Genomic DNA, 25,109 nt, shown 5'->3' with positions numbered 1-25,109 from the left:
GATCACGGACAGTGACGGCCTCGCGATGGAAGGAACACGTAGTTTCGCTTCACCTCGTTGATACGCACCACCTGCCTTACGTTCGTCTACCGATCCGTGTGGCTTGCAGAATCGACGATAACCCCGCCGTCACCTGTTGTCCAGAGGACGTCGACCTGATCGTCAGCCGGCCTTCACGTCACGCTCGTTCGGGACGCAGTGCGTCATCTCCAGGCCGGTCACGTCACGGGGGCCGTTCTTGCCCAGGTTCCCTCGACGCTCGTTCTCCTCGTCCGAGAGCGTCTGCGAGGCAAGCGGTTCGAGTCCGCGGACGTCGTCGGCGGTGATCGACAGACCGTCACCGACCCGCGCGCCCAGTTCGTCGTCGGCCATCAGGAAGTGCCACACCATGCGCTCCTGGACCTCACGGGTCGCCTCGGAGATATTGGCGACCAGGTTCGCCACCAGATCGTCCTTCTCCCACTGATCCATCAGCTGGTAACGCTGACCGGCCTGCTCGTAATCGTTCGTGCGATCGATCCGCTTGCGGGTGAGGCGACCCGAGATCTCCGGGCCCTGCTCGTCGTGTGTCGGGTACTGCGCTTCACGCAGCCCGCCGGTGATGGACGGTTCGTAGTTCACGTGGGGATTTCCGCCGTTGCGGTCCACCGCGTACTGCATCTGGCCGCCCTGCTGATTGGTGGCGACGGACGCGTTCTTCGGCTGGTTCACCGGCAGCTGCAGGTAGTTCGGCCCCACCCGGTAGCGCTGGGTGTCGGAGTAGGAGAACGTACGACCCACGAGCATCTTGTCGTCGGAGAAATCGAGCCCGTCCACCAGAACGCCGGTGCCGAAGGAGATCTGCTCGTTCTCGGTGAAATGGTTCGAGACGTTGCGGTCGAGAACCATGCGGCCGACGACCTTCGGCGGGAACTCGTTCTCCGGCCAGACCTTGGTGTCGTCCAACGGGTCGAAGTTCAGCTCCGGATGCTCGTCGTCGCTCATGAGCTGAACGCGCAATTCCCATTCCGGGTAGTCGCCGCTCTCGATGTGGTCGTACAGATCCTTGCTCGCGTGGCCCAGATCCTGGCCCTGGACGACTGCAGCGTCGGCCTCGGTCAGAGACGAGACGCCGGCCTTCGGAATCCAGTGGTACTTCACCAGACGGGTTTCGCCCTCGGCGTTGACCCACTTGTAGGTGTTGACGCCGAAGCCCTGCTGGGTGCGGTAGTTGGCCGGAATCCCGCGGGGCGAGAACAGGTTCACGAGCATGTGCGTCGCCTCGGGCGTCTGCGACATGAAGTCGAAGATGCGCGCCGGTTCCTGGCGGAACGTCACAGGATCCGGCTTGAGTGAGTGGATGACGTCCGGGAACTTGATGGCGTCGCGGATGAAGAAGACGCCGAGGTTGTTGCCGACGAGGTCCCAGTTGCCGTCCTCGGTGTAGAACTTGATCGCGAAACCGCGCGGGTCCCGTGCGGCTTCCGACGAATCGCGTCCGCCGATCACGGTCGAGAACCTGATGGCGAGATCCGTTCGCTTGCCGGCCTCGGCGAACAGCTTGGCGCGGGTATACCTCTCGATGGGCTCGTCGCCCCACTTCCCGGTGGCCTCGAAGTAGCCGTAGGCGACGGCGCCGCGGGCGTGGACGACGCGTTCGGGGATGCGCTCGCGATCGAAATGGCTGATCTTTTCGAGGAAATGATAATTCTCGAGTGTCGCCGGGCCTCGCGAGCCCACGGTGCGTTGGTTCTGGTTGTCGTAGACGGGGTGCCCCTGACGATCGGTCAGGATGTCCCGGTCGTCGTCGGGTGTAGATCCCTGCGACGCAACATCTGTCATGTGCTCGACTCCCTCGTGACTCTGTCGTGTTCGTTCGGTGCAACGGACCGCGTACCCGCCCTCCGGGCGGAAAAACGTCGTCACGAACAATGGGCAGGATGAAGACGAGCGCCGGAATTCTGCTCTTCCGCGGCGAGCCCGAGAACCTGGAAGTTCTGCTGGCGCACCCCGGTGGTCCGTTCTGGGCTCGGAAGGACGCCGGTGCCTGGTCGGTTCCCAAGGGCGAGTACGACGCGGAGACCGAGGACGCTCGGTCGGCGGCCGTTCGCGAGTTCGAGGAAGAGTTGGGGTCGCCGGTCCCGGTGGGGGAGTGGATCGACCTGGGAACGGTCACACAGTCGCGCGCGAAGACCGTCCGCGCGTTCGCCGTACGCGGCGATTTCGATCCGTCGACCGCCGTCAGCAACGAGGTGGAGATGCAATGGCCCCCGACATCGGGGCGTCGGATGGTGTTTCCCGAGGTCGATCGGGTGGAGTGGTGCGACTCCGAGTCCGCTCGACTGCGCATCCTGGTGGGCCAACGTCCGTTGCTCGACGCACTGGATCGGCACCTCCGCGGGGCCTGAGACGCAGGTCACGCGTTTGCGCGGTCCCTCGGTGGGCATCGCTCGGCGCATGAACGTACCTACGGTGGGGGCGGAGGAGGAGTTCCTGCTCCTCGACCCCCGGACAGCGTCGCCTCTGGACTGCAACCGCGAGGTGGCCGCGACGAGCGAGTCGCGTTCGGGCATCGCGCTGGACCTCGAGCTGACCGCGTGCCAGGTGGAGACCACCAGCCCGGTGGTGACGGACCTGGACGACTTGGCCGAGGCATTGGCCACCTCTCGCGCCGCAGTCGGGGACGCGTCGGCGAGACACGGCGCGCTGGCCGTACCGATGGGAGTCGCCCCCGTACATCGGCCGGGGGAGGTTCGGACGACCGTGGCCGACGACTCGCGGTATCGCCGCATCGCCGAGCGTTTCGGGCCGATCGCCGACCAAGCAGCGGTCTGCGGATGCCATGTGCATGTGGCCGTGCAGTCCCGAGCCCACGCGGTGGCTGTCGCTACGGCTGTCCGACCGTGGTTGCCGACACTGCTCGCGGTATCCGCGAACTCCCCGATCTACGACGGAGTCGACACGGGGTACGCCAGTTGGCGATCGGTCCAATGGTCGCGATGGCCCAGCGCGGGCCCGCCTCCACACCTGCGGTCCGAGGCGGAGTACGACCGTGAGGTCTCCGAGATGATCCGCGCGGGAACGATTCTCGACGACGGGATGGTCTACTGGGATGTCCGACCGTCGCGGCGTCTACCGACGGTCGAAATCCGCGTCGCGGATGTTCCTGCCGACAGTGCCGACACCGTTCTCCTCGCGCGTCTGATCCGCGCTCTGGTCATGAGTGTCGATCCCGCAGCCGATGCACCCGTCGTTCCGGACAGCAGATTGCGGCGGGCGTACTGGCTCGCCGCTCACGACGGACTGGACGGGGACGCCGTGGATCCCGCGACCGGAATCGTCCTGCCGGCCGCGTCTCGACTCGCCGATCTGGTGGCGCATGTGCGAGGCGCCCTGACCGTGACCGGCGACCTCGAGTCGGTGGAGACCCACATCGACGCGCTACTGGCGCGCGGGAACGGTGCACGCCGCCAGCGAGAGATGCTCGCCGCGGGATCGAGCGTGCCCGAGGTGGTGACATCTCTCGCCGTACCGCACTCGGTCGGTGTTCAGGCGGCTCCCTGACCTCCGCCGCCGCCTTCGGTCATCCCTTCGTCGCGCTCACCGTCGGAATTGCGGAACTCGTCGAGCGTCGCCTCGGCCGCATCGCCCGTCTGCTCACCGGCGCCGTCCGGGGTGTGGTGCAGGTCGTCCTGGTCGGCTCCGCCGTCACGTCGTTCCGGAATGTCGCCCGCGGCCTGCTTCGCCTCGTCGATCTTCTCCTGTACGGAGTCGAGCTTCGCGTCCAGTTCGTCTGCCATGAGATCTCCTTCGATCGTGGGGCATGTGCCCCGTCACACGTTTTCCCCGTTGTACCGACGGGTAACCGCCATATGTCACCGAATGACGCGGGGCGGTCGTTCAGGCTGCTCTAGCACCGAACACTCACCACCACTCACAGGGGGACAACAGATGGTCAGCACCACCGCACACACCGATCGGGCGACGCTCGTCGCCCAGCTGCGCGCGCTTCTCGCACTCACCAACACCGAGGTGCAGGTCGCAGAGACTCGCGTCGCGCAGGCTCGGACCGAAGCGGTCCGCGACGAGCTGCTGCAGAACGCCTCCAACGGTCGCGATCGCGCTGCTCGTATCGATGCCACCATCCGCGACCTGGGCGGTTTCCCCGGCGTCGTCGCACCCGTCGTCGGACGCCTCACCGCACTGCTGAAGTCGATCGGTGAGCAGGCACAGCCGTTCGACGAGGCACTTCTCGGAGACCTCGCTCTCGAACACCAGCTCCTCGACCGCTCGCGCTACGTGAAGGCGCTCGCCACGACTGCCTCCGTGCCCGCGGTGGTCTCGTTGGCCGACGACCTCGTCACCGCCCACTCGGCAACTGTCGAGTGGCTCACTACAGTCCTCGCGGAAGATGCGCTGGGTGGCCCCGCCGCCCTGCGCCGCACGCCCATCCAGGCAGCGACAGGTGCTGCAGTACGTCTGATCAACACCCCTGTTACCTGGTCGAGCCGGGGTGTCGACCGCGTCGTCGGCACGGCAAAGGACGTCCCCGCCAAGGTGTCGACTCTCATCGGTCGAGGCCAGCGTGCCACCGAGCTCGCCGTCGACACTGTCACCGCGAGCCGCGACGCTGCTCTCGAGACAGCCGAGGACGTGACGCGTGATGGCGGCGCCACCGGCGTCGCCGACGCCATCCACCGCACGCGTGCGGCCGGCGGAACGCTCGACGAGCAGGAACTGCCGATCGACGACTACGACTCCTTGAACGTCTCCGCCGCGGTCGCGGAGATCAAGGAATTGACCGACCCGTCGGATCTCCGCACGGTGGTCGCCTACGAGGAGCGCAACAAGAACCGCCACTCCGTGGTGTCGGCAGCGCAGACGCGTCTGGCTGCCCTGGCGAAGGACATCGTCGGTATCTCCTGATCGACCCCGAACATGAGAAATGCCCCCGAGGACGACTCCTCGGGGGCATTTCTCGTGGGTGCTGCCTAGTTGCGTGTCACGGTGGTGCGAGGTCCGGTGTCGCCGGGCGCGGTGTCGCGGCCCGATCGGTCGGAGACTCTGCCGGTTCCGCACCGGGCCATGACTGCTTCCCACCATTCCTGCCGCGGACTCGGATCGGTCCAGACGACTGTCTCGGTATCCATCTTCCCACTCCTGTCGAAACACCTCGATGTGTCGACGCCTCACTTCTCGAGCGCTGTGACAGGGGTTACCCGATCGCGACAGGTTCACACCGTCGTCATCGCCACCAGGTCTCGCTGGGGGTGACCGGAGTGGTTCTCTTGTGCCGAGTCTTGAGGAACCAGTTCTCGATGGTGGCAGCGGCGTCGTCCGGAACATCCTCGCCCTCGAGATAGGCGTCGATCTGGGCGTAGGTCACGCCCAGGGCTTCCTCGTCCGGAAGCGCCGGCCGATCGTCCTCGAGGTCTGCCGTCGGAACCTTCTTCCACGTGCTCTCGGGCGCTCCCAGCTCACGCAGCAATGCAGCGCCCTGCCTCTTGGTCAGACCGGTGACCGGGGTGAGGTCGACTCCGCCGTCGCCGTACTTGGTGAAGAAGCCGGTGACGGCCTCGGCCGCGTGGTCGGTGCCGACGACCAGCAGATTGCGCTCGCCTGCCAGCGCGTACTGGGCGACCATGCGTTCCCGCGCTTTGATGTTGCCGCGGACGAAGTCGCGCAGCCGATCGACTCCCAGGGCTGCGGCCGCGGCACCGGCGGCGCCGTCCACCGATGCCTTGATGTCGACCGTCGCCGTGGTGTCGGGCTGGATGAAGTCGAGTGCGATGGTCGCATCGTCCTCGTCCGCCTGGGTGCCGTAGGGGAGCCGTACGGCGACGAACTCCGCCTTTCCTCCGCTCGCGCGGACACGTTCCGCCGCGAGTTGGCACAGGCGTCCGACGAGCGTGCTGTCCTGCCCGCCGCTGATACCGAGCACGAATCCCGCGGTGCCGGTGGCGACGGCGTAATCGGCGAGAAAGCCCACACGCGTGTCGATCTCCGCTGCGGGATCGATGGTCGGGCGGACCTCGAGTTCGGTTCGGATGGTGTCGCGAAGAGTCGGCATGAGACCAACGCTAGCGCCGATCCGCCCGATGTGACACTGCGGGAACGAAGTGTTTGCCGCCGACGAGACCGGGAATGTCCGGAGGTCCACACATTCTCCAGAGGGGATCGACCAGAGATGTCGCAACACACCGAGAGCGACGAGCTCATCGAGGCGGACGCGGCCGAACCGGAACAGCGAGTCGACACCGACGACGATCTCGCCGAGATCTGTTCCGAGATAGCGGACCTCGCACTCTCGCGCGACCTTCGTATCGCCACCGCCGAATCACTGACCGCCGGGAACATCGCCGCCAACCTGGGTCGCGCCCCGTCGTCGGGCACCTGGTTCCGCGGCTCGGTCGTCGCCTACGCGAGCGAGGTCAAGTACACGCTCCTGCAGGTTCCGCGGGGCCCCGTCGTGAGCGAGGAGGCAGCGACCGCCATGGCCAGCGGGGTGGCATCCGCGACCGGCGCGAACCTCACCGTGGCCGTCACCGGTGAGGCCGGACCCGAGACGATGGAGGACGTGCCCCCCGGCACTGTCTGGTTCGGGGTCGACGACCACGGGACCGTCAGCGCGGAACGCGTCGTTTTCGAGGGCGACCCGAAGGACGTCCTCGCGGCGACCATCGAACGTGCGCTACGCCTGCTGCGCGACCACGCCCGGTCAGGCTCCGAGAGCCAGTAGCGCGATGTCGTCGATCGGGGAGAGGTCGGGGATCAGGGCGACCAGATCCTCGACCACCTTCGCCGTGGACAAGCCGAGGCGGGCCTGCGTGAACTGTGCGAGTCCGTCCTCGCCGAACATCGTCCGGCCGTCGGGGCGCGCCTCGGTGATGCCGTCCGTGTAGAGGAGCAGGGTCTGCCCCTCCTCGAGCCGGAAACTGCACGAGCTGAACGTGGCGTTCTCGAGAGCGCCGACGAACATGCCCGTGCTGGAACGGATCTCGTGCACTTCTCCGCGCGCAGGGTCGAGCAGCAAGGCGGGCGGATGCCCTCCCGTTGCGAGAGTGACGCGGAACCCGCCGCGGGGGTCCGGAGTGATGAAGCCGAACAGCACCGTGCAGAAGCGCTGGTGCGAGGTGTCCATCAGGAGCAGGCGGTTGAGCTCCGCGAGTCCCTCGGTGGGGTCCTCGTGGTGCAGTGCCGCCGCGCGCAGGGTGTAGCGCACCAACGACGTGACCGCCGCAGCGCCGGCGCCGTGACCCTGCACGTCGCCGAGGAAGAACGCCCACCGGTCGTTGCCCAACGCGAAGACGTCGTAGAAGTCACCACCGACCTGCAACGGCGACGACGCGTGATAGTGCGACGCCAGCGTGAGGCCCTCGATCGTGGGGAGCGACGGCGGCAACAGCGTGCGCTGGAGTACCGCGGCGTAGTCACCGATGATCGCCGCATCCGATTCGGCTCTGGTCCGCAACTCGCGCTCGGCGCGGACCTTCGTCGCCGCGGACAGGCGCAGCTCGAACTCGTCCATGGCAATGTCGGCGAGCTCCATGAGGATATCCGCACGATCGTCGGACACGCTACGTGGAGTGACGTCGTACACGTTGACGGTGCCGAGGCGGAATCCGTCGGCCGTGACGATCGGTGCGCCCGCATAGAAGCGGATGCCCAGCTCACCACGGACGAAGGCGCTGCCGGCGGTGGACGGATCAGCCAGCGTGTCCGCTGCGACGAAGGGGCCGTCGTGCGTCATGGCCATCGTGCAGAGGGCGTCGTGACGCTCCGTGTGGTCGGGCAGTCCGTCGCCGTAGGTGGCGGTGAAGCGCACCAGATCGGCGTCGATGATGGACACCGAGGCGTACGGAGCGTCGAACCACCGAGCGGCGAGGCGAGCGATGCGAGCGAAGGCGCCGTCCGCGGCGGTGTGCTCGACGTCGTAGCGTGCCAGTGCTGCGAGACGTGCCAGCTCGGCGGCATGCGCTGGATCGGGACCGAGGTCGATCGGTTCCATCGCGGTTCGCGACGATGCACGCCTCGGGGAGTCGAAGACATGGGCGGCGTCGATCGGATGCGAGGCGTAGATCGGCCTCGACGACGGTGCGTTATCGGCCGGGACGACCTGACGGGGATGAAGTGCAGTCATGGGGCCTCCGGAAGAACGAGAGCGAGGGTGCTCTCCCCGGGGCTGGAGGAGACAAGGCTCCGTATGGGGCCTCAGCAGTTACGGGAAGTCTACGAGACGAGGCCGCCGGTGTCGATCTCCCACCCGGTGTTCATCTCCCGGGTGCCGCGTCGACATCCCACGCCATCGTCACGGTGGTTCCCGAATCCGCGGAAGACAACGTCACGTCGTCGGACAGCGTCTCGATGAGAGGCAGACCCCGGCCGCGTAGCGGGCCCGGCGACGACTCGGACCAGGTGCCGTGGTCGCGCACAGCGACCTCCAGGCGTGGGGCATCGAAGGTGGCCTGGAGATCGAAGACGCGTCGACCGCGGCCCGTGGCCGCCGGTCCGTACGCGTGTTCGACGACGTTGGCCATCGCCTCGTACACGGCCAGGACGATGTCGTAGGCCCGTGTCGAATCGAACGGCGTGTGCCGGAGCCAGGCGCCGAACCGCACCCGAGCATCGGTGATGCGCTGGGGCTCGGCGTCCAGATCGGTCAACGACAACTGGGTGGGCGGATGGCGGTGCTCGGTCGTCGCGTCGTCGATCACAGGTGCAGGAGTACCCCACGCGTGACCAGTCCTCACACCGGGAGCACCGCTCATGCGGGATCGGTCGCGCGCGACCCGGACGAACGGACGGCCGCCAAGGCCGCCTCGCGGGTGTCGAGAACCGGGAAGGTCTCGTCGAGACCGACCAACTGCAGAGGTCGAGCCGTCGCCGCACCGCGGGCGACGACCGCGAAAGCGACGTTCTCGCCGACCGCCTGATGAGAGGTGACCAACACGGTCATCCCTGCGGACGCGAGGAAGTCGACGCCCGTGAGATCGATGACGAGAGCACCCGACGCTGTGGTGCGCACGGCATCGACCGCGTCCTGAAGTATCGGCGCGGTGGCCAGATCGAGTTCGCCCACGACAGTCAGAACGGCTGCGTCGTCGTGCCATTCGGTGTCGACACGGAATGCGTCCGTGGTGTTCTCGGCGATCGACATCGGATGCCTGCCTTTCGGTGTTCGGTCCAGAAAGGCCATTCAAGCAGCCGAGTCCGACCGATGCCACACCGGCTCGAACTCTCGCACGTCCGGTTTGACGGGCCGTCACGGGGGTAACGGCGTGCGATGAACTGTCTCCCACGGACCCGGTCACCCCGTGGACATCGCCTGGAGCACCGTCCTGTCGACCGGCTCCCTGCCCGCGACTGCGGGCCACCACCGAGCGACGAGGCCCGAGCATGACCGAGGAGGTCCGCGCATGACCGAGGTTGCTGATCGCGTCACCGTCGTCATGATCACGCACAACCGTCGAGCGGAGCTGGAACGGACACTGAAACACATGACCTCGCTGTCCGACGAGGCTCCGATCGTGTTGGTGGACAACGCCTCCACGGACGGCACGGTCGAGATGGTCCGGGACCTGTTCCCCGAGGTGCGGCTCCTGGCGCTGTCGGAGAACCTCGGCGGGGTCGCACGCAACCGCGCCGTCGACATCGTCACGACGCCCTACGTGGCGTTCTGCGACGACGACACGCGATGGCAGGAGGGTGCGCTGTCCCTGGGGGCAGCGCGTCTCGACGCCTAACCGGCCGTCGCCACGGTCACGGGAAAATGTCTGGTCGCCCCGTCGCTGGTCGAGGATCCGATCACGGCCGAGTTCCGGGACAGTCCGATCGAGGGACCCTCCTGGCTGCCGGGGCCGGCGCTGCTCGGAATCATGGCGGGGCTGACGATGATTCGCGTCTCGGCGTTCCGGCGGGTGGGTGGATTCTGCGAGAGGATGTGGCTCGGCGGCGAGGAAGAACTGCTCGCGCTCGATCTCGCTGCCGCCGGGTGGTGGATGGTGTGGGAAGAACACATGGTCATCGAGCACGAGCCGTCGGTCAGCCGGGATGCGACCCGTCGACGCCAACCCGGTATCCGGAACACGCTGTGGACGTTGTGGTTGCGGCGGCCCGTTCGGAGCGCTGTCCGTAGAACGGTCGCGGTGCTCCGGTCGGCTCCCCGCGACCGCGCGACGGCATCGGCGGTGTGGGAGGCGATGATGTCGGCCGGGTGGGTCATTCGTCATCGCAAGCCCGTACCGCCGGCCGTGGAACGGGGTCTCGTCCTCCTCGAGGAACCCCAGTCCCGATCCGCGGCCCGTCGCTACGTGGGATAGCAGCACGGCCTCACACGAGGTCCAGGCGACCGTCTCTCGTTCCGTCCTCGGCCATCTCGGCGTGCTGCGCGACAACCGGTTCCGGCAACAGTGATCGAAGGACACGTTCGGTGTCCACGGCGATCTGCTCCCACGAGTAGCGCGCGTGGGCGCGGTCGGCGGCCGACATGCCGTACCCGGTGCGGCGACCCTCGTCGGCGAGCAGTCGACGCACGGCGTCGGCCACTGCGGCGGGTGTCCGGCGGTGCACTAGGACACCGGTGACACCGTCGATCACGGTATCGAGGAATCCTCCGACCGCTGTGGCGACCACCGGGATGCCGCACGCCATCGCTTCGAGCGGAACGAGGCCGAACGGCTCGTAGGTGGGTGTGCAGAGAACCACGTCCGCCGACCGGAGAAGATCGGGCATCGACTCGTGCGACACCTGCCCGACGAGGCGGACTCGATCGGCCACCCCGTGAGCGACGGCGATCTGCCTGAGGCGTTTCGCCTCGGCATCGTCGGAGACGTCGCTGCGCTCGCCGCCGGCGATGATCAGTTCGGTGTCGGGGACCGACGCGAGCGCGGCGATCGCCAGGTCGAAGCCCTTGCGCGGCACCAGTCTGCCCACCGCGACGAGGCGTCCTCGGCGAGTCGGGTCGGCCGATGCTATCGCTGCGGGTTGGAACTGTTCGAGGTCGACACCGCACGGCACCACCGAAATTCGGCGTCGCGGGATGCCCATCCGGACGAGTTCCGTCACCTCGTCGGAGCAGGTGGCAATTACGTGGTCCGCGCTGCGTGCGATGAGCCTTTCGATCTTCGTGCGGCTCAGGGGAGAGGTGTCCCGAGTGCCTTGGTGCCGCTTCTTGACTACACCGAGCGCACGGAAGGTCACGACGGTCGGGATGGCGAGGGGGCCGGCGGCGAGTTGGGTCGCGAGACCCGACATCCAGAAGTGTGCGTGCACCACGTCCGGACGATCCGCCGTCCAGTGCTCGGACAGACCGGCGGCGAAATCGCCCATGAACGGCAGCAAATCGTCCTTGGCTATCGGTGCGGGTGGACCGGCCGGCACGTGGACGACCCGGTAGCCGTCGGGGGCGGTGACGTCGTCGGGGAGGTCGGTCGAGTCTCGTCGAGTGAAGACGGAGACGTCGTGGCCCCGGTCGACGAGAGCGGCAGCCAATGCCGCGACGTGGACGTTCTGGCCTCCCGCGTCGATGCCGCCGAGCGCGGCGAGCGGGCTTGCGTGTTCAGACACCATGGCGATACGCATGAGGAATCCGTCCCTCGGAACAACGGTTGCGAGACGTCGCTGGTGACTGAACGACGTCCCTTTCTGTCGGTGGTGCGGGTCGAGCGGTCGGAAAGTCGTGTCGTCGGCGTCAGCGAAGGACGCGCACGCCCACTAGCCGTGAACGTGCCACAGCAGCACCGACATGGATTCGGACATCTCCGAGGTATAACCCGGATCGTGTGAAGAAAACATCCGACCGGACTACCTGCTCCGAATACCTGCCCCCTACTTCAGGGGATCGTTACCCCAGTTCATCAAGGAGTAGCGCCAGCGCGAGTGCTCCACGTCCTTCGACGGCCCCTGCGCGCGGTGCCGATGGACGTAGCCGACGACCTTGTGCATCGCCTTGACGTCGTCGTCGGTCAGATCCGATTTCTTCGTGTCCAGGATGTCGGTGATCCGTCGACCCATCTCGTGTCCTGTCGACTCGCCGTCCTTCGAGTCACCGACCGACTGGGATTCGTCCGTTGCCAACCAGTCCGAGAGTTCCTTCCTGGTCATGTTCACCGCGTCGTTCCAGTCGTCCCAGATGTCGTCCAGGCCGTCGGGGGTTCCGCTCTTCTTCGTATCCGTCATCGACCGGACGTTCCCCGCACCGGAGGGTCGCAATCCTGGCCCGGGAGCAGTGCCGCCGTTTGACTCGTTGCGTGACGGGCAGCCATGCGGCCGAGACCATTCGACCGTAGGAGGCACCGATGCATCCGAATTCATTGCGTACGTTGACCGAGTCGAGCGGACCGTTCGTGTCCGTCTACTTCGAGGATTCCCACGACACCGAGGACGGCCGGACCCGCCTCGAACTGTCGTGGCGGGGGATCGAGGAGGAGCTCCGACGGAAGTCCTCGCCGGAGGAGACGGTGGACGCTCTCCGCGCCGCGGTGCTGGACGCGCCGCCGGCCGTCGGGCGGAGCGGTCGCGGATTGATCGCCGCGGGATCGACGGTGCTGATCGACGAGCGACTGATCGGCCCGCCGGTCCGAACCGAGGTCCGGGTCTCCGAGTTGCCCTACCTCGTGCCGTTGGTCGATCACGGGCCGGCAAACCTGAGCTACCTCCTCGCATGGGTGGACCATGCAGGGGCCGACATCACCGTGCAGAGCAGCGGCGGAACCCACCAGGAGACGGTCGACGCGGTGTCCGGACCGATCCACCAGGCCGCCGGGGCGGAGTCCGCCGGGTACGGCACCCCGCAGCGTCGGACCGACGACGCGGCGAGACGCAACGTGGGCGCGGTGGCGGACCGGGTGACCGAGCTGGTGGACCAGCGGGCACTCGATGTCGTGTTCGTCGCCGGTGAGCTCCGCTCGCGGTCCGATCTCCGTGCCGCACTCCCGGAGCGGACGGCCGACGTCGTCGTCGACCTGGACATCGGGGCGCGCGGCAGCGGTAACCACAGCGAGGAGCTCGGCCGCGCGATCGACGAGGAGATCGAGCGTCGACGTCTCGCCGCGATGGACGACGCCGCGCAGACGTGGTCCGCGGAGCTCGGTCGTGGGTCGGGTCTGGCGATCGACGGGGTGGACGACGTCTGCGCGGCGCTCCGCGACGGCAGCCTCGCGACGGTGCTGATCGGTGATCTTCCCGACGTCACCGTGGTCTCGGACGAGTCACCCACCATGATCGCCCCGGACCCCGATGCGCTGTCGGCGTTCGGCGTGTCACCGACCCGCACATTGCGGGCCGACGAGGCCGTTCCGTACGGCGCGCTGCACATCGACGCCGAGGTGATCCGGGTCGACGAGAGGATCAGTCCGCGCGACGGCATCGCAGGGCTGCGCAGATACGCCGTCTGATCGCGGGCCGCAGCGCGCTCCGTGCGACGATCTGGCGATGAGTGTGTTGGTGTGCTTCCATGCCCATCCCGACGACGAGGTGTTCGGCACCGGCGGCATCATGCGTGCAGCGGCCGATGCCGGCCACCGCGTCGTTCTGGTGACCGCCACGGACGGTGCGCTGGGAGAGTTTCCGGAAGGACTGCTCGCGGACGGTGAATCGCTGCACGATCGGCGTCGACTCGAGCTCGAGCGGTCCGCAGAAATACTCGGTGTCCAGCGAGTGGTCATGCTCGGATACGCGGACTCCGGAATGGCGGGAACCGACGGCAACGACAACCCGATCGCCTTCGCCAACGCGTCGGTGGAGGAGGCTGCTCGTCGTCTTGCCGACGTCCTCGACGAGGAGCAGGCCCGCGTGCTGACGGTGTACGACCCCAACGGCGGCTACGGCCATCCCGACCATGTGCAGGTGCATCACGTCGGAGTTCGTGCGGCGGAGCTCGCCTCGGTGCCGTTCGTCTACGAGGGGACGATGAACCGCGACCGCATGCGCGAGATGATGGCGGCCAATCCCAATTGGGATCCCTCCGAGAACGACGAGGCGCCCCAGCTCGACATCGAATCCTTCGGACTTCCGGAGTCGGAGTTGACCACGGCCGTCGACGTGACGGGCGTGCTGGCCGCCAAGCGTGCGGCGATGGTGGTGCACGAATCGCAGATCGGCGACTTCGGCCCGTTCATCCCGATGTCCGACGCGGATCTCGCATCGGCCTTCGGGACCGAGTGGTTCCGCCGGATCGTGCCCGCTGTCGATGCGCCGCCGACGGTGAAGGAGACCGCGCTGCCCTTGTGAGACGGTTTGGCCTCGGGTCCGCCGGGTAGACCGAAGGCTATGGTCACTCGGGACATCAGCGTCACCCTCACCGTCAACGGCGAGGAGCATCGGGTCGAGTGCGACGTCCGCACGACACTCCTCGACGCACTTCGCGAGAGGCTCGGCCTGACGGGCTCCAAGAAGGGTTGCGATCGCGGACAGTGCGGATCCTGCACGGTGCTGTCCGGGGGCCGCCGCATCACCAGTTGTCTCACCCTGGCCGTCGCGGCGCAGGGTGACGACATCACGACCGTCGAGGGTCTCGCGGACGGCGACGACCTGCATCCGATGCAGGCGTCCTTCCTCGACAACGACGCGTTCCAGTGCGGCTACTGCACGCCCGGTCAGATCTGCTCCGCGGTCGCCGTGGTGGACGAGATGAAGAGCGGGTGGCCGAGCGCGGTCACCGACGACCTCGACAGCGCGGCGGTCTCGACCGACGACGAGATACGAGAGCGCATGAGCGGCAACATCTGTCGCTGCGGCGCGTACGCCAACATCGTCGCCGCGGTGCGGGAGAACATGCCGCCCCGCGACGCCACCACCGTAGGGGTCGAGGCGTGAAGACATTCGCCTACGACAGGGCCGAGGACGCGGCGTCCGTGGCGGCGGCACTGGCACAGGGAGCGACGCGTGTGCTGGCCGGTGGCACCAATCTGGTCGATCTGATGAAGCTGGGCGTCGAGACACCGGATCGACTGATCGACATCACGGGCCTCGCCCTGGCCGACACGCAGTGGAACGCGGACAGTGGTCTGCGCGTCGGAGCGCTGGTGCGCAACAGTGATCTGGCCGCCGATCCGGTCGTGCGCTCGCAGTATCCGGTGCTCTCGCGCGCTCTGTTGTCGGGCGCGTCGGGCCAGCTCCGGAACATGGCGACCACCGGTGGCAACCTGTTCCAGCGCACCCGCTGCCCGTACTTCATGAACGTCGACACGGCGTGCAACAAGCGCGAACCGGGGTCGGGATGCTCCGCTCTCGAGGGCGATCGCCGCAACGCCGCGGTGCTGGGCGCGTCGCAGTACTGCATCGCCACCCACCCGTCGGACATGGCAGTGGGCCTCGCGGTCCTCGACCCCACCGTCGGTGTCGTCGGAACGGACGGGATCCGAGAGATCCGATTCGCCGATCTGCATCGTCTACCCGAATCCACCCCGGAACGGGACTCGACACTGCGGGACGGGGAGTGGGTCACCCACCTCGACATTCCGCCGCTCCCGTCCGGTGCGCGCTCGACCTACCGCAAGGTGCGCGACCGCGCGTCGTACGCCTTCGCCGTGGTGTCCGTCGCCGCTGTGGTGGTGGTGGAGAACGGTGTGTTCACGACCGTGCGGATCGCGTTGGGCGGTGTGGCGCACAAACCGTGGCGGGCGACGATCGCCGAGAACGATCTGCTCGGTTCGATTCCGTCCCGCGCCGCGGTGGTGGCGGCGATGGAACACGAGCTCGGTGCCGCGCATACGTTCCCGGACAACAACTACAAGATGTCGCTCGTCGCATCGACCGCGGCGTCGACCGTGATGTCCCTGTCCGACGTCGCTGCAGACGAGGCCCGTCGATGACCGTCATGGGAACGCCTGTCGTGAGGCTCGAGGGCCGCGAGAAAGTCACCGGCGCAGCACGATACGCGGCGGAATACAAGGATGTCGGTGGATCTCTTGCCTACGCGGTCATCGTCGGGGCGACTGTTCCTGCCGGGAGGGTGGTCGACGTCGATCGTGCATCAGCACTCGCGCTTCCGGGTGTTCTGGACGTGCTCTGGTACGGCAACGCCCCGGCATTAGGTGACCCCGGGGACGGCGAACTCCAGGTCCTGCAGTCCGACGCAGTCTCCTACCGCGGGCAGATCGTCGCCGTCGTCGTGGCGGACACGCTGGAGCAGGCCCAGGACGCGGCGTCGGCAGTCGACGTGACGTACGAGAGCAGGCAGTGCGACAACGAGTTACGGGAACATCACCCCGGCATCTACGCTCCCGAACAGGTCAACGCGGGCTTCGACACCGACGTCGTCAAGGGGGAGCCGGAGGCACGATTCGACGCCTCCCCGGTCCGCGTCGACGTCCGGTACACGACACCGGCCGAGCACAACGCGCCGATGGAGCCGCACGCCACGATCGCGTCCTGGAGCGAGGACAGGTCCACGCTGACGGTGTGGGACTCCACCCAGGCGCCGTCGGGAGTGGCCGGAGATCTGGCCGAACTCTTCCACCTCGAGCCCGGCCGAGTGCGCGTCGTCGCCGAACATGTCGGGGGAGGATTCGGGTCGAAGGGAAGCACACGGCCGAACGCGGTGGTGGCGGTGATGGCGTCGTCCGTCGTGGGTCGGCCCGTGTCGTTCCCCGTGCCGCGCCGGTCGACCTTCGACTTCGTCGGCTATCGCACTCCGACCATCCAGCGCATCCGGCTCTCGGCCGACCACGACGGCTCGATGACAGCGCTTCTGCACGACTCCCTTCAGCAGACGTCGACGGTCATGGAGTTCGTCGAGCAGACCTCGGAGGGCAGCCGGCACGTGTACGACGTCGCCGACGTGTCCACGACCCACCGCGCCGTCGCGCTCGACGTCGGCACGCCGCGGTGGATGCGGGCTCCCGGTGAGTGCCCCGGCATGTTCGGGCTCGAGTGCGCGGTCGACGAACTCGCCTATGCCCTCGGCATGGATCCCATCGAGCTGCGACTACGCAACGAGCCGTCGGTCGACCCGGCAGACGGGCAGGCGTACACCTCCCGGACCGTCCGCCGGGTGTTCGACGAGGGAGCCCGCAGATTCGGGTGGGCCGAGCGCGATCCGCGTCCAGGAATCCGACGGGTGGGGCGGACGCTGGTCGGCACCGGGGTGGCGATGGCGACCTACCCGGCCATGACGTCTCCGAGCACCGCGCGCGCGACCGCTCGCGGCGACGGCACGGTCGACGTGGCCATCGCCGCGTCCGACATCGGGACGGGCGCTCGCACCGTTCTGGCGCAGATCGCCGCCGATGCCCTCGGTGTCTCCCTGGACCGCGTACACATCCACGTCGGCGACAGTTCGCTGCCGACAGCACCCGGTGCCGGCGGATCGTCGGGCACGTCGTCGTGGGGATGGGCGGTGACCAAGGCCTGCCGGGCACTGGTCGCCGACGGTGACCCGGCCGCCGGTGCGAGCGTCCTGGCGGACACCGCCGACGATCTCGAGGAGCGCGCCGAGAGGGCACGCCAAGCCTTCGGCGCCCATTTCGCCGAGGTGCACGTCGACGTGGACACCGGCGAGGTGCGGGTGAACCGGATGCTCGGTGTCTTCTCCGTGGGACGCGTGCTCAATCCGCGGTTGGCGCGGTCGCAGCTCATGGGCGGCATGATCTTCGGGTTGGGGATGGCTGTGATGGAGGAGGGCATCGTGGACCGCCGACACGGCGGATTCCTCAATGCGGACCTCGCGGAGTACCACGTGCCGGTGGACGCCGACGTCCGCGACATCGAGGCGATCTGGGTCGACGAGGACGACGACGATCTCAATCCCATGGGCAGCAAGGGAATCGGCGAGATCGGCAACGTCGGATCGGCAGCCGCCATCGCCAACGCCGTGTATCACGCGTGCGGTGTGCGGGTGCGGGACCTTCCCATCCGTCTCGACACCCTCGTCGAGAAGATGGATCCCGCGCTGCGCCAGTGAGCGACGAGCCGATCAGGCGAGGAGGAGATCGAGCCGTTCGTACCCTTCGCGCATGCCCTTCTCCATTCCGCTCGCCGCCATCCCGTCGCGCGCGTCGAGGGACGGGTAGACCGAATGTCCCTCGAGCCGACACCGGTCACCGAGATCGACGAAGGTGAGGAACTCGATGCTCACCACGTCGGGGAAGCCCTCGTACTCGAACGTCTGCACGGCGAACTCGTCGGTGCGCACGGTGTGGAACACGCCGTGGAAGGCGTACTCGGCGCCACCGGGATCACGATGGAGGTAGCGATAGCGCCCGCCGCCGCGGAAGTCGTACTCCTCGACCGACATCTCGTACCCCGCCGGGCCGAGCCAGCGGGCGACCAGTTCGGGTTCGGCGTGGGCCCGGAAGACCGCGGAGACCGGCGCGTCGAATTCACGACGAACATCGATGAACGGCACGCCTTCCGGCAGGTGGATGTGCAGGGCCCTGTCCGCAGTTCCCGTCATGTCGTCCAGTCTGGACCACTGCCCGCCGCCGCGGAGGCGCTACCGGACGGTCACGCGGATTCGAGGAACCGCGGAGGTGGTAGACACATCGGGTCATCATTAGCCGCGACAGCTCGGGGGACCCACGTGCGCATCGCTCTGCTGTCCTACCGCAGCAAGCCCCACGTCGGTGGACAGGGCGTGTACGTCTCGCGTCTGAGCCGGGCTCTGGTGGACCAAGGACACAGCGTCGAGGTGTTCTCCGGTCAGCCGTACCCCGACCTCGACCCACGCGTGGGCCTCACCCGCGTCCCGAGTCTGGACCTGTACCGGGACGACGATCCGTTCCGCACCCCGAAACCGTCCGAGATCAGAGACCTCGTGGACGTGTCCGAAGTGCTCACGATGTGGACCGCGGGTTTCCCCGAACCCCGCACGTTCGGTGCCCGGGTCGCACGACTGCTTCGCGCGCGGGCCGACGAGTTCGACGTCGTGCACGACAATCAGTCCTTGAGCTACGGGCTGTTGCGAGTTCCGCTGCCCCTCGTGGCCACCATCCATCACCCGATCACGCGGGACCGCGCGCTCGACCTCGCGGCAGCACCGTGGCGGCGACAGATCACCGTCCGTCGCTGGTACGGCTTCCTGACCATGCAGAGGCGGGTGGCGCGCCGCATCGCGCGCCTGCTGACCGTGTCGCACTCGTCCGCCGTCGACATCGTCGAAGCCTTCGGCGTCGATCCCGCGGCGGTCACCGTGGTCCCTCTCGGTGTCGACACGACGGTGTTCGCACCGGGAGTCGCGCCGCGAGTTCCCGGGCGGATCGTGGCGGTCGCCAGCGCCGACGTCGCACTCAAGGGAGTGCGGCATCTTCTCGAGGCGGTGGCGAAGATCCGCACCGAGCGCGACGTGGAGCTCGAACTGGTGTCGAAGGTCGACCCGGCCGGACCGACACGGGTCCTGATCGACGCACTCGGAATCGGCGACATCGTACGGACCCGCAGCGGCCTCGACGACGCCGAACTGGCGCGCGTCCTGGCCTCGGCGGACGTCGCCTGCGTGCCGTCCTTGTACGAGGGCTTCTCGCTCCCGACGATCGAGGCGATGGCCTGCGCGACGCCCTTGGTGGTGAGCCGCACCGGGGCGATCCCCGAGGTGGTGGGGCCCGACGGGCTCTGCGCCGATCTGGTGCCTCCCGGAGACAGCGACGCACTCGCCCTCGCACTGACTCGCGCGCTCGACGACGAGCCGCGCCGGCGCGCCATGGGTGAACGCGGACGCGAACGGGCCACCTCCACCTACGGCTGGCCGGCTGTGGCCGCAGCGACGGTCGAGCAGTACGAGAGGGCGATCGACGACGGTCGCCGACCACGACGGAATCGAGTGAGAACATGCTGACGATGGACTTCGACCGACTCGGGTTCGGCGAGGGTGATCGCGTCATCGACATCGGCTGCGGCCAGGGACGTCACTCCTACGAGTTGTACCGCCGCGGAGCGCATGTCACGGCGTTCGATCAGAACGCGGAAGAACTCGACGAGGTCAAGGTCATGTTCGGCGCGATGGCCGAGGAAAAGCAGGTTCCGGAGTCCGCGACCGCGGAGACCGTCGTCGGCGACGCGTTGTCGCTGCCCTTCCCCGACGAGTGGTTCGACGGGGTGATCGTCTCCGAGATGCTCGAGCACATCCCGCAGGACGCGCGGGCCATCGCCGAGATCGCCCGCGTCGTGCGGCCCGGCGGCACCGTGGCGGTGAGTGTCCCGCGGTGGTTGCCCGAGCGTGTGTGCTGGGCCCTCTCGGACGAGTACCACGCCAACGAGGGCGGGCACGTGCGGATCTATCGCGCCGGCGAGTTGGCGACATCGCTGACCGATGCGGGCCTCGAGGTCACCCACACTCACCATGCGCACGCGCTCCACGCGCCGTACTGGTGGCTCAAGTGCGCCGTGGGGGTGCGCAACGACGACCACCCACTGGTGCGCGGGTATCACTCGATGCTGGTGTGGGACATGATGAAAGCCCCTCGGACGACCCGCATCCTCGAGAAGGTGCTGAACCCGGCCATCGGCAAGTCCGTCGTGATCTACCTGCGCAAGCCGGAGGCCCGTCGCGATCGACCGGAGGTCGAGCGTGGCGCTCACTGAGCATGCGGTCCCGTCCGTCCCCGACGTCCTGACGGCCGAGCAGTGTCTGGAGAGCGCCCGGAGCATCGCGGCGGTCCAGTTGCGGTCCGGGGCCGTGCCGTGGTCGGACGGCGGACACCTGGATCCGTGGGACCACGTCGAAGCAGCGATGGCTCTGAGCGCGGCGGGCCTGGTCGAGGAGGCCGACGCCGCCTACGAATGGTCGCGGCGAACCCAGCGCGACGACGGTACGTGGCCCATCCGGATGCGCGGGTCGATCGTCGAGGACGCCGGATCCGATACCAACTTCTGCGCCTACATCGCGGTGGGGGTGTGGCACCACTTCCTCGTCACCGGCGACGACAACTTCGCGCTCGCACTGTGGCCGACCGTGCGCCGCGCCGTCGACTTCGTCCTCTCCCTGCAGTCCGATCGCGGCGAGATCGCCTGGGCGGCCGGACCGAACGGCTCGCGTGCGGAAGCGCTGCTCACCGGGAACGCGAGCATCCATCACAGCTTGCGCTGCGCGTTGGCACTGGCGGCGTACATCGGCGACCCCCAACCGGACTGGGAGGTGGCGGTCGGCCGACTCGGTCACGTTCTCCGGCATCATGATTCGGCCTTCACTCCGAAGCCGTCCTACTCGATGGACTGGTACTACCCGATCCTGGGCGGCGCGGTGCGCGGCCCCGCGGCTCTGCGGCGTATCGACGAGCGGTGGACGGACTTCGTGGTGGACGGGCTCGGTATCCGCTGCGTCGACGACCGCCCCTGGGTCACCGGAGCGGAGACCTGCGAACTGGTACTGACCCTCGACGCGATGGACCGTCGCGACGCGGCGGTCGCCTTGCTTGCGAACATGCAGCACCTGCGGGAGAGCGACGGGTCCTACTGGACCGGCCTCGTCTACGCGGACGGTAAGCGGTGGCCGGTCGAACGGACCACGTGGACCACCGGGGCGATGATCCTCGCGGCCGACGCGCTGTCCCGGTCGAGCGCCGGTTCCGGTATCTTCCGCGGCGACGACCTGCCCGTCGGACTGTCCGGCGCGCACCGACTCTGCGGCTGCGCGGGGGAGTCCTATCCGGCGAGCGTGCCGGGCTGACCGGACGTACGCGTCAGCACTCGCAGTGACCCGGCTACTCGCAACTCGGTGAACTGGCCGCTGTCGAGTGCCCGCCGGTAGATTCGGTACGGCGCCTGACCGCCGTCGGCCGGATTCGGGAACACGTCGTGGATCAGCAGGGCGCCTCCGACGGCTATCCAGGGAGCCCAGCCCTCGTAGTCCGCCGCGGCGGCCTCGTCCGTGTGACCACCGTCGACGAACAGGACGCTGACCGGTTGCCGCCAGATCGCCGCGACCTCGCTGGAGCGTCCGACGACGGCGATGACCACGTCGTCGAGGCCCGCCCCGCCGATGGTGCGCCGGAACCGGGGCAACGTGTCGAGCGATCCGGTGGACGGATCGACCAACGACTCGTCGTGGTACTCCCACCCCTGCTGGTGTTCCTCGGACCCGTGGTGGTGATCGATGGTGACGACGCGTCCACCGGTGGCGCGCGCGGCGGCGCCGAGGTAGACGGTGGACTTGCCGCAGTAGCTCCCGATCTCGACCGCGACCCCGTCCCCGAGGAACTCGGCGGCCGCGTCGAACAGTGCGAGACCCTCGTCGGCGGGCATGAAACCCGTTGCCGCCTCGGCGAACTCGCGGAGATCATCGGGCATGACGGGCGGTGCGGGAGTGTCGGTCACGCGCCGAGCCTAGTCGAACACCTTGCCGGGATTGAGGATGCCCCGCGGGTCGAGAGCTGCCTTCACCGCACGGTGCATGGCCAGCACGACCGGATCGAGCTCCTGCACCAGTCCGTGCATCTTCAGCAGTCCGACGCCGTGTTCTCCGGTCACGGTGCCGCCGAGTTCCAGTGCGGCGTCGATGATCTCGGCGAACGCCGCCTGTGCTCGCGCGCGCGCCGCATCGTCGTCCCGCGGGGTTATCAGCAGAGGGTGCAGATTGCCGTCGCCGGCGTGGGCGATGTTGGCGATGACGACGTCGTGGGCGATGCCGATCTTCTCGATGCGCGAGAGCATCTCCGGCACGTGCCGCTTGGGGACGCACACGTCCTCGGTCAGCACCGGCCCCAGACGTTCCATCGCGGGATACGCCAAGCGGCGGGCCGCGAACAACGCGTCGGCTTCCTCCTGGTCGGTGGACAGTGCCGACCAGGTGGCGCCGCCCTCGTCGAAGCACGCCATCATCGTCTTCGCTTCCTGGTCGCCGACCTGTCCGGGTGTGTCGACCCGGCCGAGCAGCACCACCTCGGCGTCGACGGCGAGACCCATGTTCTTCCAGGCGTCCACCGCGAGCAGGCACTGCTTGTCGACCAGTTCCAGAGCCGACGGCGTCAGGCCCGCGGCGGCGACAGCGGCGACGGCTCGCCCGGCGTCGACGATCGAGTCGAAGTATCCGGCGACGGTGCGCTGCGGATCCTGGAGCGGACGGAGTTTGACGGTGATCTCGGTGACGATGCCCAGCGTCCCCTCGGAGCCGACCATCAGACCTGCGAGGTCGTACCCCGCGACGCCCTTCGCGGTCTTGCGACCCAGTCGGACCAGATCACCTGTCCCGGTGACGATCTGCAGTCCCATGACGTAGTCGCGGGTGACCCCGTACTTCACGCAGCAGAGTCCGCCGGCGTTGGTGGCGACGTTCCCACCGATCGTCGACCAGGGTGAGCTGGCGGGATCGGGCGGGTACCACAACCCGACCTCGGAGGCGGCCGCGCGCAGGTGATCGTTCACGACGCCCGGTTCGACGACGGCATAGCGCTCGAGCGGGTCGATCTCGAGGATCGTTGTCATCCGATCGAGAGCGAGAACGATGCATCCCTCGCTCGCGTTCGCTCCGCCGGACAACCCGGTACCGGCGCCGCGAGTCACCACCGACGTGCCGGTCGCGAGACAGGCGCGCACGGTCGCCTGGACCTCCTCCGCGGTGGTGGGCCGTACGACGGCGAGCGGAGCGACGGAGTGCGCCCACTCCGCCTCGTCGTGCTGGTACGACGCCATGACGTCGGGGTCCAGGACGACCCGATCGGCGGGGAGTTCGGCGAGCAGTGCATCGACGATCATCAGTCGAGGGTAGCTGTGAGCGGCATCTCGCCCGCCGTCGCCGACCCCCTCTTCGGAGGGTAGTGGGAGTGGTTCAGGTCACATACGGTTCCTCGCAAGTCCGACCATTCGGACGTTCCTCACCTCGGATGGAGAACCATGACCACAGTTTCGCCCGACGACGCGACCGCGCGCGTCGCAGCACCACCCACCACCCCGCGGACGAGCGTGCGCAAGGTGGCGGTTGCCAGTGGCATCGGCACCACGATCGAGTTCTACGACTTCTTCATCTACGGAACCGCTGCCGCCCTGGTGTTCCCGACGGTGTTCTTCCCCGCGCTCGGGGCGACGGCGGGGACGGTGGCATCCTTCGCGACCTTTGCCGTCGCGTTCATCGCACGTCCGGCAGGTGCCGTGCTGTTCGGACACTTCGGTGACCGCATCGGGCGCAAGAAGACCCTCATCTCGACACTGCTGCTGATGGGTGTGTCGACGTTCGTCATCGGTCTCCTGCCCGGCGCCGAGACCATCGGTGTCGCGGCCCCGATCATCCTGGTCGTCCTGCGGTTCGGCCAAGGCTTCGCGGTCGGCGGCGAATGGGCGGGGGCGACGCTGCTGACGGCCGAGTACGCGCCGGCGAAGCGCCGCGGCTTCTACGGAATGTTCCCGCAGTTGGGACCGTCGGCGGCCTTCATCCTGTCCAGCGCGACGTTCCTGGCCACCGGCGCCGTCTTCGGCGACACCAACGAGACGTTCCTGAACTACGGGTGGCGCATCCCGTTCCTGTTCAGCGCCGTCCTCGTGCTGATCGGCCTGTACATGCGGCTCGCGATCGAGGAGACGCCGATCTTCCGAGCGGACCAGGCGGCGGCCGCACAGAAGGTGCCCGGCAAGCTACCGGTTCTCGAGGCGTGGCACGTGCAGAAGCGGGAAGTGCTGCTCGCGGCGGGTGCTCTCGCCTCACTGTTCTCGTTGTTCTACATGGGCACTGCATATCTCACGAGTTACGGCACCAAGACGCTCGGATTCGACCGGCCGTTCGTGCTGTGGACCGGCATCGTCGGCGCCGTCATCTTCGGCATCACCATCGCGCTGTCCGCCACGTTCTCGGATCGGGTCGGCCGGCGGCGCGTCATCATGGTCTCGTGCGCGGTGGCCGTCCCGTGGTCGCTGGTGCTGTTCCCGTTGCTGGACACCGGGTCCAGCGCGGCCTACGTCGTCGCCATGTGCGTCACGTTGTCCATCTTCGGCATCGCGTACGGCCCGACCGGAGCGATGCTGCCGGAGCTGTTCCAGACCCGATTCCGATACACGGGCGCCGGTCTCGGCTACAACCTCGCCGGAGTTCTCGGTGGCGCGATCCCGCCGCTGCTCGCCGCCCCGCTGACCGCGGAGTTCGGCAGCATCGCCGTGGGCGTCATGCTCGCCCTGCTGTCGGTGCTGAGCCTGTTCTGTACCCGGGCGCTGGTGGAGACCCGGAACGTGAACATGGCCTGACGGCCCGAGACACGAGAAATCCGGTGCGG

Annotated in this window: 27 protein-coding genes; 15 read left to right on the top strand and 12 right to left on the bottom strand. The window is 67.9% G+C overall.

The genetic code is table 11. The features are described from left to right. Positions 1–162: 162 nt before the first annotated feature. A complete protein-coding gene (locus tag RU01_RS06200; protein ID WP_042573650.1) occupies positions 163–1,821 on the bottom strand; it encodes a catalase in 1,659 nt (552 codons plus the stop codon). A gap of 98 nt (positions 1,822–1,919) precedes the next feature. Here RU01_RS06200 and RU01_RS06195 point away from each other — a divergent pair, with 98 nt between their 5' ends. Beyond that, positions 1,920–2,387, top strand: a complete 468-nt coding sequence (locus RU01_RS06195) for an NUDIX domain-containing protein (protein ID WP_197074698.1) — start codon at positions 1,920–1,922, stop codon at positions 2,385–2,387. A gap of 49 nt (positions 2,388–2,436) precedes the next feature. Then, a complete protein-coding gene (locus tag RU01_RS06190; protein ID WP_042573648.1) occupies positions 2,437–3,543 on the top strand; it encodes a carboxylate-amine ligase in 1,107 nt (368 codons plus the stop codon). Here RU01_RS06190 and RU01_RS06185 read toward each other — a convergent pair. After that, positions 3,528–3,779: a hypothetical protein gene (locus RU01_RS06185; RefSeq protein ID WP_042573647.1), complete on the bottom strand. Its 252-nt coding sequence runs from the start codon at positions 3,777–3,779 to the stop codon at positions 3,528–3,530. The genes RU01_RS06190 and RU01_RS06185 overlap by 16 nt on opposite strands. Positions 3,780–3,930: 151 nt before the next feature. Between RU01_RS06185 and RU01_RS06180 the strand changes: the two genes are divergently transcribed. Continuing rightward, entirely contained in the window at positions 3,931–4,905 is a 975-nt protein-coding gene (locus RU01_RS06180; RefSeq protein ID WP_042573646.1) for a hypothetical protein, read from the top strand. Between the two features lie 65 nt (positions 4,906–4,970). Here the strand turns inward: RU01_RS06180 and RU01_RS23080 are convergent, their stop codons facing one another. Further along, positions 4,971–5,129 (bottom strand): hypothetical protein, encoded by a 159-nt coding sequence (locus RU01_RS23080; RefSeq protein WP_197074697.1) that lies wholly within the window; start codon positions 5,127–5,129, stop codon positions 4,971–4,973. A 95-nt stretch (positions 5,130–5,224) separates the two neighbouring features. Continuing rightward, positions 5,225–6,049: an ammonia-dependent NAD(+) synthetase gene (gene nadE, locus RU01_RS06175; RefSeq protein WP_042573645.1), complete on the bottom strand. Its 825-nt coding sequence runs from the start codon at positions 6,047–6,049 to the stop codon at positions 5,225–5,227. A 117-nt stretch (positions 6,050–6,166) separates the two neighbouring features. On the opposite strand from nadE, the gene RU01_RS06170 reads away from it, so the two are divergent. Further along, positions 6,167–6,718, top strand: coding sequence for a CinA family protein (locus RU01_RS06170; RefSeq protein WP_082042931.1), 552 nt, complete (start codon positions 6,167–6,169; stop codon positions 6,716–6,718). Here the strand turns inward: RU01_RS06170 and RU01_RS06165 are convergent. From RU01_RS06165 to RU01_RS06155, 3 genes are all read right to left on the bottom strand, one after another. Continuing rightward, the gene (locus RU01_RS06165; RefSeq protein WP_231568612.1) at positions 6,698–8,119 is read right to left on the bottom strand and encodes a PP2C family protein-serine/threonine phosphatase; all 1,422 of its coding nucleotides are present in this window, start codon (positions 8,117–8,119) and stop codon (positions 6,698–6,700) included. The genes RU01_RS06170 and RU01_RS06165 overlap by 21 nt on opposite strands. A 130-nt stretch (positions 8,120–8,249) precedes the next feature. Continuing rightward, on the bottom strand, positions 8,250–8,693 hold the full coding sequence (locus tag RU01_RS06160; protein WP_052493142.1) for an ATP-binding protein: 444 nt from the start codon (positions 8,691–8,693) through the stop codon (positions 8,250–8,252). Positions 8,694–8,743: 50 nt separating this feature from the next. Next, positions 8,744–9,136, bottom strand: coding sequence for an STAS domain-containing protein (locus RU01_RS06155; RefSeq protein WP_042573644.1), 393 nt, complete (start codon positions 9,134–9,136; stop codon positions 8,744–8,746). A 259-nt stretch (positions 9,137–9,395) separates the two neighbouring features. Here RU01_RS06155 and RU01_RS23320 point away from each other — a divergent pair, with 259 nt between their 5' ends. Both RU01_RS23320 and RU01_RS23315 read left to right on the top strand, forming a co-directional pair. After that, the gene (locus RU01_RS23320) at positions 9,396–9,722 is read left to right on the top strand and encodes a glycosyltransferase family 2 protein (RefSeq protein ID WP_231568611.1); all 327 of its coding nucleotides are present in this window, start codon (positions 9,396–9,398) and stop codon (positions 9,720–9,722) included. Positions 9,723–9,854: 132 nt separating this feature from the next. Beyond that, positions 9,855–10,298 (top strand): glycosyltransferase family 2 protein, encoded by a 444-nt coding sequence (locus tag RU01_RS23315; protein ID WP_231568610.1) that lies wholly within the window; start codon positions 9,855–9,857, stop codon positions 10,296–10,298. 10 nt (positions 10,299–10,308) lie between these two features. On the opposite strand, the gene RU01_RS06145 is transcribed toward RU01_RS23315, so the two are convergent. Next, positions 10,309–11,559, bottom strand: coding sequence for a glycosyltransferase (locus RU01_RS06145; protein ID WP_042573643.1), 1,251 nt, complete (start codon positions 11,557–11,559; stop codon positions 10,309–10,311). A 246-nt stretch (positions 11,560–11,805) separates the two neighbouring features. Next, positions 11,806–12,156 carry a DUF3140 domain-containing protein gene (locus RU01_RS06140; protein ID WP_042573642.1) on the bottom strand — a complete coding sequence of 117 codons (351 nt, stop codon included), beginning with the start codon at positions 12,154–12,156 and terminating at the stop codon, positions 11,806–11,808. 119 nt (positions 12,157–12,275) lie between these two features. Here RU01_RS06140 and RU01_RS06135 point away from each other — a divergent pair, with 119 nt between their 5' ends. Genes RU01_RS06135 through RU01_RS06115 form a run of 5 tightly spaced genes read left to right on the top strand, consistent with a single transcriptional unit; the run spans position 12,276 to position 17,881 of the window. After that, positions 12,276–13,373, top strand: a complete 1,098-nt coding sequence (locus RU01_RS06135; protein ID WP_042573641.1) for an Rv2629 family ribosome hibernation factor — start codon at positions 12,276–12,278, stop codon at positions 13,371–13,373. A gap of 37 nt (positions 13,374–13,410) precedes the next feature. Further along, the gene (locus RU01_RS06130) at positions 13,411–14,208 is read left to right on the top strand and encodes a PIG-L family deacetylase (RefSeq protein ID WP_042573640.1); all 798 of its coding nucleotides are present in this window, start codon (positions 13,411–13,413) and stop codon (positions 14,206–14,208) included. A 39-nt stretch (positions 14,209–14,247) separates the two neighbouring features. Continuing rightward, positions 14,248–14,793, top strand: coding sequence for a 2Fe-2S iron-sulfur cluster-binding protein (locus tag RU01_RS06125; protein ID WP_042573639.1), 546 nt, complete (start codon positions 14,248–14,250; stop codon positions 14,791–14,793). After that, positions 14,790–15,791, top strand: coding sequence for an FAD binding domain-containing protein (locus RU01_RS06120; RefSeq protein ID WP_042573638.1), 1,002 nt, complete (start codon positions 14,790–14,792; stop codon positions 15,789–15,791). Before RU01_RS06125 ends, RU01_RS06120 begins: the two co-directional genes overlap by 4 nt. Beyond that, positions 15,788–17,881, top strand: a complete 2,094-nt coding sequence (locus tag RU01_RS06115) for a xanthine dehydrogenase family protein molybdopterin-binding subunit (protein WP_042573637.1) — start codon at positions 15,788–15,790, stop codon at positions 17,879–17,881. The genes RU01_RS06120 and RU01_RS06115 overlap by 4 nt, the downstream gene beginning before the upstream one ends. Positions 17,882–17,893: 12 nt before the next feature. On the opposite strand, the gene RU01_RS06110 is transcribed toward RU01_RS06115, so the two are convergent. Continuing rightward, positions 17,894–18,373 (bottom strand): SRPBCC family protein, encoded by a 480-nt coding sequence (locus tag RU01_RS06110; RefSeq protein WP_042573636.1) that lies wholly within the window; start codon positions 18,371–18,373, stop codon positions 17,894–17,896. Between the two features lie 126 nt (positions 18,374–18,499). Here RU01_RS06110 and RU01_RS06105 point away from each other — a divergent pair, with 126 nt between their 5' ends. Genes RU01_RS06105 through RU01_RS06095 form a run of 3 tightly spaced genes read left to right on the top strand, consistent with a single transcriptional unit; the run spans position 18,500 to position 21,580 of the window. Beyond that, complete coding sequence (locus RU01_RS06105) at positions 18,500–19,750, top strand: glycosyltransferase family 4 protein (protein WP_042573635.1); 1,251 nt, start codon at positions 18,500–18,502, stop codon at positions 19,748–19,750. Further along, positions 19,744–20,496: a class I SAM-dependent methyltransferase gene (locus RU01_RS06100; protein WP_042573634.1), complete on the top strand. Its 753-nt coding sequence runs from the start codon at positions 19,744–19,746 to the stop codon at positions 20,494–20,496. Before RU01_RS06105 ends, RU01_RS06100 begins: the two co-directional genes overlap by 7 nt. Continuing rightward, on the top strand, positions 20,483–21,580 hold the full coding sequence (locus tag RU01_RS06095; protein WP_042573633.1) for a prenyltransferase: 1,098 nt from the start codon (positions 20,483–20,485) through the stop codon (positions 21,578–21,580). Before RU01_RS06100 ends, RU01_RS06095 begins: the two co-directional genes overlap by 14 nt. On the opposite strand, the gene RU01_RS06090 is transcribed toward RU01_RS06095, so the two are convergent. Further along, positions 21,556–22,200 (bottom strand): class I SAM-dependent methyltransferase, encoded by a 645-nt coding sequence (locus RU01_RS06090; RefSeq protein WP_042573686.1) that lies wholly within the window; start codon positions 22,198–22,200, stop codon positions 21,556–21,558. The two genes, RU01_RS06095 and RU01_RS06090, sit on opposite strands and share 25 nt — an antisense overlap. Before the next feature lie 36 nt (positions 22,201–22,236). After that, complete coding sequence (locus tag RU01_RS06085) at positions 22,237–23,604, bottom strand: FAD-binding oxidoreductase (RefSeq protein ID WP_042573632.1); 1,368 nt, start codon at positions 23,602–23,604, stop codon at positions 22,237–22,239. Between the two features lie 138 nt (positions 23,605–23,742). On the opposite strand from RU01_RS06085, the gene RU01_RS06080 reads away from it, so the two are divergent. Beyond that, the gene (locus RU01_RS06080; RefSeq protein ID WP_042573631.1) at positions 23,743–25,080 is read left to right on the top strand and encodes an MFS transporter; all 1,338 of its coding nucleotides are present in this window, start codon (positions 23,743–23,745) and stop codon (positions 25,078–25,080) included. Positions 25,081–25,109: the final 29 nt, after the last annotated feature.

It is taken from the genome of Rhodococcus sp. MEB064 (genome assembly GCF_000834565.1).
Classification (GTDB): Bacteria; Actinomycetota; Actinomycetes; order Mycobacteriales; family Mycobacteriaceae; genus Rhodococcoides.
The sequence above is the reverse complement of the archived record's forward strand: the minus strand, read 5'-3'. Positions and strand labels throughout refer to the sequence as shown.